General features: G+C 41.6%; 15 protein-coding genes. 9 read left to right on the top strand and 6 right to left on the bottom strand.

Annotated features, from left to right (window positions below; translation table 11 throughout):
- Window positions 1-221: 221 nt before the first annotated feature.
- Window positions 222-407 carry a GIY-YIG nuclease family protein gene (locus tag JWQ85_RS10925; RefSeq protein WP_367186201.1) on the top strand — a complete coding sequence of 62 codons (186 nt, stop codon included), beginning with the start codon at window positions 222-224 and terminating at the stop codon, window positions 405-407.
- A gap of 190 nt (window positions 408-597) precedes the next feature.
- On the opposite strand, the gene JWQ85_RS10920 is transcribed toward JWQ85_RS10925, so the two are convergent.
- Together JWQ85_RS10920 and JWQ85_RS10915 are read right to left on the bottom strand one after the other, a co-directional pair.
- Window positions 598-1,308 (bottom strand): LytTR family DNA-binding domain-containing protein, encoded by a 711-nt coding sequence (locus JWQ85_RS10920; RefSeq protein ID WP_299467802.1) that lies wholly within the window; start codon window positions 1,306-1,308, stop codon window positions 598-600.
- The gene (locus JWQ85_RS10915; RefSeq protein ID WP_299467800.1) at window positions 1,305-2,324 is read right to left on the bottom strand and encodes a sensor histidine kinase; all 1,020 of its coding nucleotides are present in this window, start codon (window positions 2,322-2,324) and stop codon (window positions 1,305-1,307) included. The genes JWQ85_RS10920 and JWQ85_RS10915 overlap by 4 nt, the downstream gene beginning before the upstream one ends.
- A gap of 246 nt (window positions 2,325-2,570) precedes the next feature.
- Between JWQ85_RS10915 and JWQ85_RS10910 the strand changes: the two genes are divergently transcribed.
- Window positions 2,571-3,386: a hypothetical protein gene (locus tag JWQ85_RS10910; protein ID WP_299467798.1), complete on the top strand. Its 816-nt coding sequence runs from the start codon at window positions 2,571-2,573 to the stop codon at window positions 3,384-3,386.
- Between the two features lie 122 nt (window positions 3,387-3,508).
- Here the strand turns inward: JWQ85_RS10910 and JWQ85_RS10905 are convergent, their stop codons facing one another.
- Together JWQ85_RS10905 and JWQ85_RS10900 are read right to left on the bottom strand one after the other, a co-directional pair.
- The gene (locus tag JWQ85_RS10905; protein ID WP_299467796.1) at window positions 3,509-4,297 is read right to left on the bottom strand and encodes an SDR family oxidoreductase; all 789 of its coding nucleotides are present in this window, start codon (window positions 4,295-4,297) and stop codon (window positions 3,509-3,511) included.
- Window position 4,298: 1 nt separating this feature from the next.
- Entirely contained in the window at window positions 4,299-5,279 is a 981-nt protein-coding gene (locus JWQ85_RS10900) for an NAD-dependent epimerase/dehydratase family protein (RefSeq protein ID WP_299467795.1), read from the bottom strand.
- A 137-nt stretch (window positions 5,280-5,416) separates the two neighbouring features.
- On the opposite strand from JWQ85_RS10900, the gene JWQ85_RS10895 reads away from it, so the two are divergent.
- Genes JWQ85_RS10895 through JWQ85_RS10865 form a run of 7 tightly spaced genes read left to right on the top strand, consistent with a single transcriptional unit; the run spans window position 5,417 to window position 10,049 of the window.
- The gene (locus tag JWQ85_RS10895; protein ID WP_299467793.1) at window positions 5,417-5,923 is read left to right on the top strand and encodes a GbsR/MarR family transcriptional regulator; all 507 of its coding nucleotides are present in this window, start codon (window positions 5,417-5,419) and stop codon (window positions 5,921-5,923) included.
- A 55-nt stretch (window positions 5,924-5,978) separates the two neighbouring features.
- A complete protein-coding gene (locus tag JWQ85_RS10890; RefSeq protein WP_299467791.1) occupies window positions 5,979-6,794 on the top strand; it encodes a DUF393 domain-containing protein in 816 nt (271 codons plus the stop codon).
- A 10-nt stretch (window positions 6,795-6,804) separates the two neighbouring features.
- Window positions 6,805-7,731, top strand: a complete 927-nt coding sequence (locus JWQ85_RS10885; protein WP_299467790.1) for a TIGR01777 family oxidoreductase — start codon at window positions 6,805-6,807, stop codon at window positions 7,729-7,731.
- A 9-nt stretch (window positions 7,732-7,740) separates the two neighbouring features.
- Window positions 7,741-8,238: a hypothetical protein gene (locus tag JWQ85_RS10880; protein ID WP_299467789.1), complete on the top strand. Its 498-nt coding sequence runs from the start codon at window positions 7,741-7,743 to the stop codon at window positions 8,236-8,238.
- A 12-nt stretch (window positions 8,239-8,250) separates the two neighbouring features.
- On the top strand, window positions 8,251-9,159 hold the full coding sequence (locus JWQ85_RS10875; protein ID WP_299467788.1) for an SRPBCC family protein: 909 nt from the start codon (window positions 8,251-8,253) through the stop codon (window positions 9,157-9,159).
- 1 nt (window position 9,160) lies between these two features.
- Entirely contained in the window at window positions 9,161-9,607 is a 447-nt protein-coding gene (locus JWQ85_RS10870; protein WP_299467787.1) for a luciferase family protein, read from the top strand.
- A gap of 43 nt (window positions 9,608-9,650) precedes the next feature.
- Window positions 9,651-10,049: a heme-binding protein gene (locus JWQ85_RS10865; RefSeq protein WP_299467786.1), complete on the top strand. Its 399-nt coding sequence runs from the start codon at window positions 9,651-9,653 to the stop codon at window positions 10,047-10,049.
- A gap of 53 nt (window positions 10,050-10,102) precedes the next feature.
- Here JWQ85_RS10865 and JWQ85_RS10860 read toward each other — a convergent pair whose 3' ends face one another.
- Together JWQ85_RS10860 and JWQ85_RS10855 are read right to left on the bottom strand one after the other, a co-directional pair.
- Window positions 10,103-10,453 carry a DUF1801 domain-containing protein gene (locus JWQ85_RS10860; RefSeq protein ID WP_299467785.1) on the bottom strand — a complete coding sequence of 117 codons (351 nt, stop codon included), beginning with the start codon at window positions 10,451-10,453 and terminating at the stop codon, window positions 10,103-10,105.
- A gap of 196 nt (window positions 10,454-10,649) precedes the next feature.
- The coding region (locus JWQ85_RS10855) for a prolyl oligopeptidase family serine peptidase (protein ID WP_299467784.1) at window positions 10,650-10,894 on the bottom strand (245 nt) is incomplete at its 5' end.

Raw genomic sequence — 10,894 nt, 5'->3', positions numbered from 1 at the left:
GACCACATCAGGGGATCAGCGGCAAGAAACCTATCGATATGGTCACCCTAAACAACAAATAAAAATACCTGATTCTGTTACCGAATTACGTAACCCTTACAATTGCGAGGTACGAAGCAATCTCTTTAGGATAAGTAGGCGATAAGCAAATTTGACAATCCCTACCAGACCGTCATTGCGAGGTACGAAGCAATCTCTTTAGGACAATTAAATGATATGCTATGGTTATGCAAAGAGGCGGTTGTGTGTACATCATGACTAACAAGCAAAATGCAGTTTTTTATACCGGGGTTACTTCCGATTTAATTGGTAGGACCTGGGATCATAAAAATAAAACCTATCCTAAAAGTTTTACGTCAAAGTACAATTGCGATAAACTGGTTTACTATTATCTACTCGCATATTGAAGAAGCAATTGCTGCTGAAAAACTTATTAAAGGTGGAAGCCGTCAAAGTAAGATCGACCTAGTTGATTCTATAAATCCCCGCTGGAAAGACTTATATGAGGATTTGCTAAACGAATAATTAGCATGCGGGAATAGCTTAAAGAGATTGCTTCGTACCTCGCAATGACGGGTTAATTTTGGAAATGTTACCTTAAAACATCCTTTGCCTTATCATCGCCATAAAACCTTCCCTGAACTTTTCACTTACAGGGATCTGTTTACTGCCGATATAAATATGGTTATCCTGTATTTTGTTGAGCAATTTAGTATTAACGATATACGAGTTATGCACCCGTATGAAGGGAGACGACAACTGCTCTTCAATTTCTTTTAAGCGGCGATATATCAACAGTTCTTCGGTGCCGGTAACCAGGCGCACATACTCTTTTTCGCCTTCAAAATATAACACTTCATCCAGCAATATCTTGCGTAAGGTCTTGCCCGATTTTACGAAGAAATAAGCGTCATCAGCCTTGCTTTCTGTCTTTTCAATAACAGTTTGCTTGCCAAAAACAGCCTCAATTTTTTGTGTGGCAGCCAGGAAACGTTTCAGGGTTATGGGCTTTAGCAGGTAGTCTATAGTTTGAAAAGCATAACTTTCGGCGGCATGTTCTGCATACGCTGTTGTAAACACAATTTTGGTTTCTTTAGGTAGCAGGCCGGCCAGTTCCATGCCGGTTAAGTGAGGCATGTTTATGTCCAGGAAAATAAAATCAACGGTGTGGCTTTTTAAAAAATCTATAGCTTCTAAAGCATTGTAACATTTACCTAAAAGCTGCCATTGCGTAGTTTGGCCAATCAACACTTCCAGCAGGCTAACCGCATTGGGTTCATCGTCAATAATAATACACCTTAAATTCATGCCAGCGGAATGTTTAGTTGGGCCACATAAATATCGCCTTTATTTTCAACCTGTAAATCAAAATCGGTTTTGTACAAAAGCACTAAGCGCTTACGCAAATTCTGGATCCCAAACCCGGTTGATAACGTAGTTGGTGGATTTTGCGGAACGCTATTGCTGGTAGTAAATATTAAGCGCCCGTTTTGCTGTAATAGTGATATCTCTATTTTATTTTGGCTACTGCTTTTATCTATACCATGCTTAAAAATATTCTCGACAAAAGTCATGAGCAGCATAGGCGGCAGGCTCAAAGCCGTATCGCAATTCTTGGTGAAAGTGATATCAATATCATAGCGGATCCGGATGGTTTCCAGCGCGATGTAGTTTTCAAGAAACTGGATCTCGGTACCCAGGTTCACTTCCTGTTTTGGGCTTTCGTCAACAAAATAGCGCATAATATCTGATAGGCGCTCTATCAATGCTGCCGTTCGGGGCGCTTCCAGATAGGCCTCGTAATAAATATTATTTAGTGTGTTAAACAGAAAGTGCGGTTGCACCTGCGATTTCAGCAGGTTTAATTCGGCCTGTGTTTTTTGGGCTATGATATCTTCCGATTGTTGCTTTAAGGCAAAGTAGGCAATAGCGATGCGGAATATAAAGCTGAGCAGAAGTATCATTATACCCCCCACTATAGTTGTTGCTATAGCCTTAAAGGTCATGGGTTCGGGGTGTTTGGCAAAGAGTAAATTATAAACATTGAGTGCGATAAATGCCCTTACTGCACCAATAACCAACAGAAATATAATTACCGCCAGCATATATTTAACAACGTGCCCTTTTTGATATAAACGGGGGAAAAGCCACAGAATATTACCGTAAATAATAGCGGCGTAAAAGGTTGTATTTAAAAGCGCGTAAGTACCCGCCTGCACAAGGCCATCCATTGCAATCAGCGACATAGTGAGCACCAGGAAAACAAATACCCAAATCATCCACTGCAGTTGCACAATGCTGGGCTTCCTTTTTAACAATAGCATGCTTAAAAGTACAAAGCTTTTTGGTAGATATCTACCACATTAAACAACAGCGGGTTTTTATTCAATCAATAGGTGAATTTCTTCAACAGATAAGCGTATTGCGTTTATAACTGACAGCAGGCCATCTTATTGAAAAGAAAGCTTTAGCCGCTAAATATATTGGGCATATGGTTTAAATGATTTTATATGGCACCTGATTAACAGGAGTTTTGATGCAACGAACTTAAACTCCATATAACACACATAATGAAAGCACAATTATCAATAACAGGAATAGTTATAACCTGCCTTACTACTTTGTTCTTATCGGCACAGCCAAAATATGCATCGGCACAGATCGATACCATTCGTGTAAAAGACCATCGCCTGAATACCGCTACCTTAAAACCCGGGTTACGCCAGTACCTGGTGTATTTTCAGAACGCTAAAAGTCCTAAAGCACTTAGGTTTTGGTTTTGGCTGCGCGATACAAAAATAGAGACCCGCAACGGCGAAAAAGTATTTGCCACCACCCAGCATTGGTATGGCGGCGATACTATTAGTTATCGTACGGGATATTCGGTAAACAGGGTGAAAGATTTCTCGCCTGTTTATCATACCGAAACCATTGGCGGTAAAGTTGGGGCCTACAATTGGGGTGCCGACAAAATAAAAGGTGCGGATACAGTTGCATTAAATACCAAAAAGGATTTTGCATTAAATTTTACCGAACCCAATTTTAACTGGAACCAGGATATCGAAACCTTCGAAATGATGCCCTTAGCTGCCGGTAAAACTTTTGCCATTAACTTTTACGATGCCGGCTTTGGCAAACCAGAATATATTATTTACAAAATTACAGGCAGTGAAGTGGTAAGCACTTTAGACAACCAAAAGGTAGATTGCTGGAAACTATTTAACGAAACCGATAATAAAGGCACACACTATACCCAAACTTTTTGGATCAGCAAAAAAGGGCACGAGTTTATAAAGGAAGAGGATAGTTTTCCGGGAGGTTACCGTTACAAGGTTAAAATGCCGGGCGCGGCAGTTGATCTACTACCAAGATTTGCAGGGAAGTAATAGATAAGATAAAAAATTGTAGAGACGCGATACTTCGCGTCTCTTTTTGTAATGTTAAGACGCAAAGTATCGCGCCTCTTTTTGTAGGGTTAAGACGCGAAGTATCGCATCTCTACTGTTGGTTATTTACCATGCTCCTTCAACTTACCCTTAATAATCGCACCCTTTATAAAGCCCGGCAAAATACCATTCAATATTACCAGTAACTTATTAGCCGCACCGGGGATGATCTCTTTTTTGCCTTTGAACAAACCATCAATAGCAATACGTGCCACATCCTCGGCCTCCAAAATGGTGGCTTTGGCAATGCCCTTAAGCTGCTGATTTATCACCAGTAATTCCGGCTTGGTATTTATCCCACCCGGACTAAGCAAGCTCATTTTTACGTTTGTACCTAAAAGCTCCAGCTGCATGCATTTGGTAAAGTAATTGATAAAGGCTTTGCTTGCCCCATACACCTGTTTGCGTGGTACTACAAATCTACCACCCATACTACCCACATTTAGTATGTAAGAAGTAGTGGAGGTATCTACTTGCCCAAGGAATAATCGCGTTAGCAAAACTGGGATGGTTACATTAAGGTCAATTTGCTTTTTGTAAAAGGCGGTGTTGTTGTCAATAAACCAATCCCAATTACCTATGCCGGCATTGTTGATGAGGATATATGCGGTTAGTTGTTGCTGGGTTAGGTAGGCAAATATTTGTTGATGGCTTTCGGAGTTGGTCAGGTCAAGTTCTATCACATCAACCCTAACTTCAAAATTTTTGCGGATGTATTTTGCCAGGTTATCCAGCCCCGTACCAGGCAACGAAACCAGCACCAGATTAATACTGCGTTTACCCAGTTCAATAGCAAACGCTTTCCCCAATCCTTCGCTGGCACCGGTAATTATGGCGGTTAGTTGCGGCATATTAATTTGCTTTTAAATAATCAACGGTTTTGCGCATAGCTTCGGTAAAGGGTGTTATTTTATAGCCTAATTGCTCAACAGCTTTTTGGCTGCTGTATTTTTGGTTAAACTTTAGTCGGTCGGCAAACTCTGGTAAAAAAACGGGCGTAAGTCCGGTTAGCTTGGTTTTCAGAGCTTCGATATGACTGTAAAATTTGATAACCTTTTGCGGTACCCTCACCATGTTACGCTGTACGCCCGACACCTGCTCCAGCGTACTGAAGAACTCGTTAAAGCTCACATCTTCGCCGCCTAAAATATAGCGGTTGCCGGTAAGTCCTTTTTCCATAGCGGCAATGTGGCCGTCAACCACATCATCCAAATAGGAGTAGTTGGAGATCTGCCCGCCATCGCCGGGAATAATGCGCCACTTGCCTTTCAAATAACCGCTTATCATTTTACTAACGGTATTGCTATCGGTTATCGGCCCTTCGCCAAACACACGGGATGGGTTAACAGTAATCACGTCCATACCTTGCTGTACAAACTTGTTTACTTCCAGCTCGGCCAGGTATTTAGTACGCTCATAAGCAATAGGGAAGCCAACTATGCGGGGTTCTTCTTCGGTTAGGGGATACTTTAAGGTTGGCCCCCATACACCACAGGTAGAAGTATAAACTATACGTTTCACGCCTGCTTTTTGCGCCGCCTGTAAAACATTGCGTGTACCGGTAACATTGGTTTCCAGAAAATCATCCTGGTTACGGCACCACATTTTGGCCATGGCGGCAGTATGGTATACCTGTGTGCAACCCTGCATGGCGTTCAGCAGGCTATCGGTATCCAGTATGTCGCCTTTTATAGGCTCAATATTAGCATGTTTTATTAAGTAAGGGTGATGAATGTTTCGGCAAAGCGCTTTTACATTATACCCCTTATTTGCAAGCGTAAAGCAAAGTTGCCGGCCAATAAATCCGGTAGCTCCGGTCACTAAAATATTCATGTAGGTAAAGATGGGCTTATCCTGTGTAAGATGAAAATTATTTGTGCGTATAGGATTGTAACAGACAGTCAGCCTAAAATAATTAAAATAAACTTTCAATAAATTTTGAAAGTTTAAAAAGATATTTATATTTGTACATGGAATTACCAGAAGCAAAACAAAAGTTTATTGAAGCGTGGGGTAAGTTGGGCTCTGAATGGGGCATTAACCGCACCATGGCGCAGGTACATGCGTTGCTACTGGTAACACCAGGTGAGTTAACCACCGAAGAGATCATGGAAAGCCTGAGCATATCTCGCGGTAACGCCAACATGACCTTGCGAGATCTGATGGGCTGGGGCTTGGTTGAAAAACTACACAAGGCAGGCGAACGTAAGGAATACTTTTTTGCTGATAAAAATACCTGGAACATTGCACGCCAGGTGGCCAAAGAACGCCGTAAACGCGAGTTGGAACCGGTTATGAAAATATTAGACGAACTGGTAAAAGTAAAAGGGGATAGCAAAGACCCGGAATATGCAACCTTTAACAAATCTGTAACAGATATAAACAAGATGGCAAAAAACGTAGACAAAACTTTAGAAACAATGCTTAAAGCAGAAGAAAGCTGGTTTTGGGGATCTATTTTTAAAATGTTCAAGTAGCATTTTTTTTGCTTTATATATTTCAAATATTACTGAAAATTCAAATATTACTATAATGATAACCTTAAAAAACCACACTATACTTTATGATGCCGAATGCCCCATGTGCAAAATGTACACCAATGCTTTTGTACAAGCCGGCTTGCTTGATAAAAATGGCAGAGAGGCGTATCAGCAATTAAGCCCCGAAGCCTGCCCAATGGTTGACAGGCAACGCGCGGTGAACGAAATTGCATTGATAGATCAAGAAACCGGAGAAGTTATCTACGGCGTAAAAAGTCTTTTCAAGATTATTGGCAACGCAATGCCGGTGTTTAAACCGCTGTTTAATTTTAGTCCTTTTGTTTGGGTAATGGGCAAGCTTTACAGCTTCCTGTCATACAACCGCAGGGTTATTATACCAAGCATAGGGGATAACTTTATTTTACAGCCTACATTTAAATTAAAATACCGCGTAGCTTATCTGGTATTTGCATGGGCTGTTACTTCATACATACTTACTTTTTACGCCGGTTTATTGCAAGGTGTAGTGCCGGTGGGTAATGTTTATAGAGAATATCTGATATGCGGCGGGCAAGTGTTATTTCAGGGTGTGATTATTGCTTTGACATTTAACGAAAAGAAATGGGAATACCTGGGTAATATGATGACCATATCTTTTAGTGGTGCATTGTTGCTATTACCTATGGTATTGTTGGCTAACCTTATTGGGCAGCATCCAGTAATTTATGCAGGCTACTTTATGTTGGTTGCCGGGCTGATGTTTTTAGAACACATCCGCAGGAGCACGCTTTTAAATATCGGATGGACGCTTACCATCAGCTGGGCTATTTATCGGGTCATAATCCTTTTAGTTATCTTATTCATCTAACCTTATCATCATGAAATACAAAAAAATAATACTGGCAGGCGGTAATGGTCAGTTAGGCAAAGCCCTTGCCGAACATTATAAATACGATACCGACGAGATCATCATATTAAGCAGGCAGCCACAGGCAGATAAAGGCAATATCAAAACACTGGTATGGGATGGCCGTACCATGGGCAATTGGGCAAAAGAGCTGGAAGGGGCGGATATGCTGATAAACCTTTGCGGTAAAAATGTGAACTGCCGCTACACCCAAAAAAATCGAGACGAAATTATCAGCTCAAGGGTAGAACCAACTAGGTTGCTGGGAAAGGTTGTTGATGGTTTGATAAACCCACCCGCCTTATGGGTCAATGCGGCGTCTGCAACCATCTATCGCCATGCGGAAGACCGTCCGCAGGATGAAGAAACCGGCGAAATTGGTTATGGCTTTTCCATAGAGGTTTGCAAAATTTGGGAGAAAACTTTCTTTGAAACCGAAACGCCAAACACCCGTAAAGTGGCGCTGCGGATCAGTATAGTGCTTGGCCGCAACGAGGGCGCCTTGCCAAGGCTAATTAACCTGGTTAAAACCGGAATGGGCGGTTATCAGGGCGATGGGCAGCAATATGTTTCCTGGGTACACGAGCAGGACGTTGTAAAATGTACAGAATGGTTGCTGCAAAACCCGGAAGTTAAGGGCATACTAAACTGTACCGCGCCCAATCCTTTAAAAAATACCGATTTGATGAAAGAGCTGCGCCATGCCTGTGGAGTTCCTTTTGGTTTGCCCGCCCCGGCGTGGATGCTGGAAATGGGAGCCATGCTTATTGGTACCGAAACCGAGCTGATATTAAAAAGCCGATGGGTTGTTCCCAAACGTTTGCTTGATGCAGGCTTCCAGTTCCAGTTTGCAAAAGTTGAACATGCTATTAAAGATATTGTAAGCATCAGGATATAAACTAAACACATGCAACCTACCCCAACACAATTAAAAAAGAAGATAAAACGCTGGCTCATCTTTCTGATGGCCGGATTGGTACTAAGCGGTATCACCGCATTCCCCATAGAAAGTGAGTTGGCTATAGCGATGAATAACCTCTCTGCCTTTTCGCCTAAAATGCAGCACTGGTTAAGCACTATTTATACAGCCGTAAAAACCACCAACGCGCAATACCCCTACCTAAGCTATGGCACCGATTGGCTGGCCTTTGCCCACATAATTATAGCGATAGCATTCATTGGTCCCTTGCGCGATCCCGTAAGGAACATTTGGGTACTGCAATTTGGCATGATAGCATGTGTATTGATATTCCCGCTGGCGTTTATAGCAGGCCCAATCAGGCATATTCCGCTGTTTTGGCAACTGGTAGATTGTTCGTTTGGGGTGATAGGCATCATCCCCTTGTATATCGCCTGTCGTTACACCTATCAGTTAGAAAATATCACAAATAATAGTCACCTTTAAATAAACCTTATCATGCTAAAAGCAATAACATTAGCCGAAAATAAAGGCTTTATTTTGTCAAATTTATTTGCACTGCTCATTATTGGCTTAACAAGGTTTTTAGAACCGGAGTCAGGTATCCTTATTTTTTCAGAATTTGTAATAGTGCCTTTTGCGATGGGTGTTATCAGTATCTGGTGCTGGCGTAAACTTGAATTAAAAAGCAAGACGTTAGCTGCCTATTCATGCGTAAATGTATTTATTGCTGCCGCTATGAGCGCGATATTTTTGCGCGAAGGTTTTATATGCCTCATTATTGTATCTCCTTTGTTAATGGTTTTTACTATGATGGGTGCGTTTGCCGGGCGCGCTATGTTTAAAAAAAACAATCAAACGCTTAACGTAAGCGTATTTGTAATGCTGTTCGGCATCTTTATTTTCGATTCGTTATCCGTCCATCATTTCGAGAACAAGGTTGCCGATACCATAACCATAAATGCCCCACCAGCCGAGGTTTGGAAATATGTAGTAGCCTATAAACGGATAGAAACCCCGGGCAAATACTGGCTTTTTCGTATAGGGATGCCCAGTCCGGTACAATCAACCGCCGAAGGGTATTATTTAGGTGCAAAGCGTAAATGTATATTCAGCAATGGTTATGTGTTTGATGAAAAGATAGTAACCTATAACGAAAACAAGGACCTTACATTCGACATTACCAACCAGCCGCGCGACCCGGAAATAATGGGCCACATCGATATTTTGCGTGGCCAGTTCCTGTTAAAAGATAACGGCAATGGTACTACCACGCTGACCGGTAATAGCTGGTACAGGCTATACGTGTTCCCGGTTTGGTATTATGATATCTGGGCCGAAAGCGTTACCCGCAATGTACACCTGCGCGTAATGGAGCATATTAAAGAACTGAGCGAAGCAAAATAACATGTTCAATTTTGTTGTTAAATATTGGGGTTTCCTAAAATTTGTACCTGGTTTACCGCATTTGTTTGATGCATGGCTTAAGCTGTGGACATTAATAACCAACCCTAAATTGCTGGATTGGATAGATGATATTGAAAAGGAAGTTTTAAAACGGGATAATACAACAGCTACTACCCACAAATTCGGCGGTCTACAGTTTAATCATGAAAACAAGGAATTAGGGCATATCCACAGTAATGGGCTGTTGGATATGCTGTTGAACCGCGAATTAAAACAGCAACTAATACAGCAAAATAGCCGGGTGAAAGATCATCATAGCCTTAAAAATACCGGCTGGTTAAGTTTTTATATGGAAACTCATGGCGATAAGGAGTTTGTATTAGAACTGTTTGAAATGGCTTATAAAGTACAAATGGATAAAACGAATAATAAACGAAACATCCTTTAATGTGGGCTGTTCTATTTACTCAAATTTATTAAAATCTACTCCTATGAGCATTACATTAGAAGAGGCAGAAAAATTATCAGAAGCTGCAAAACAAAAAGCAAAGGCAATCAATGTGCCTATGAATATAGCCATTGTTGACGAGGGCGCTAACCTGGTATCCTTCCACCGGATGGATAATGCCTGGTTGGGTTCGGTAGACATTTCTATTAAAAAAGCGAAAACCGCACGTTTCTTCGACATGAACACGGGCGAGATAGGTAAACTATCACAACCGGGCGGCCCGCTTTATAACATCGAACACTCAAACGGCGGACTTATCACTTTCCCCGGTGGCGTTGTGTTAAAAGACGGCAGCGGGAAAATTATTGGTGCTATAGGTGTATCAGGCGGTTCGGTAGAACAGGACCATGAAGTGGCATCAGCGGGTGCCGAAGCATTATAAGTGCAAAAATTAAAACCGAATAGAAATGCTACCCATAAAGGTGGCATTTTTTGTTAATGAGTGTAAATAGCCAGCACCTGGTTTAGAATGGTATTTATCTTATCCATTGGTAGATCCTCATTTGGATCTAATAGGAGTATTTTCATCTTCGCCCTTTTCTCAATAATCAGATCGGGATGGTTAATTTGTTTGCCTGCTACAATACCCAAATAAGGTTGATGCAATTTTTTATGAATCCATAGATAACACATCATTTTGCGCTTATAACAAAAAACAGGCATACCGTATTTCCACTCTTCGGTGATGTTGGCATCAAGCTTAAGAATATGCCCGCGTAAAAATTGAAGGCAACTTTGAGTTGGCTCGCTGTGCTGCAAAAAGTAGTTATCTATGGGGCGAAGCATAGTTTAAAAGTATTAATTATAATTTAAGTTCCCTCCTCCGCCAGTTCAAGCGTCCACGCTCACGCAAGATGCATTTATTATTCAGCGTGGACGCCGAAAATATTATAAGTCAAGCGTCTACGCTTGACTTGGCGCTAAAAAAAGAGGCTGATTATGATACAGCCTCTTCTCAGAAATATAAACTTGTCGCGGGTTTTTAACGTTGGCTTGACCTTGGTTTTATTTGGTAATCGTAAGGAGGTTCGGCACCTAACAGGTTTTTCACAAAATAATCCCAGCGGCGGCGCATCATATAAGGGCTGTAAGGGCCATAACCATGCGGGCTGTTAGGGAATATCACCAGGTCGAAGCTTTTATTGGCTTTCTCAAGAGCCTCAACTACCAGCAGTGTATTGTATGGCGGCACGTTGTTATCCATCATGCCATGCGCAAGCATTAGTT

It is taken from the genome of Mucilaginibacter sp. (genome assembly GCF_028288105.1).
Taxonomy (GTDB): domain Bacteria; phylum Bacteroidota; class Bacteroidia; order Sphingobacteriales; family Sphingobacteriaceae; genus Mucilaginibacter.
The sequence above is the reverse complement of the archived record's forward strand: the minus strand, read 5'-3'. Positions and strand labels throughout refer to the sequence as shown.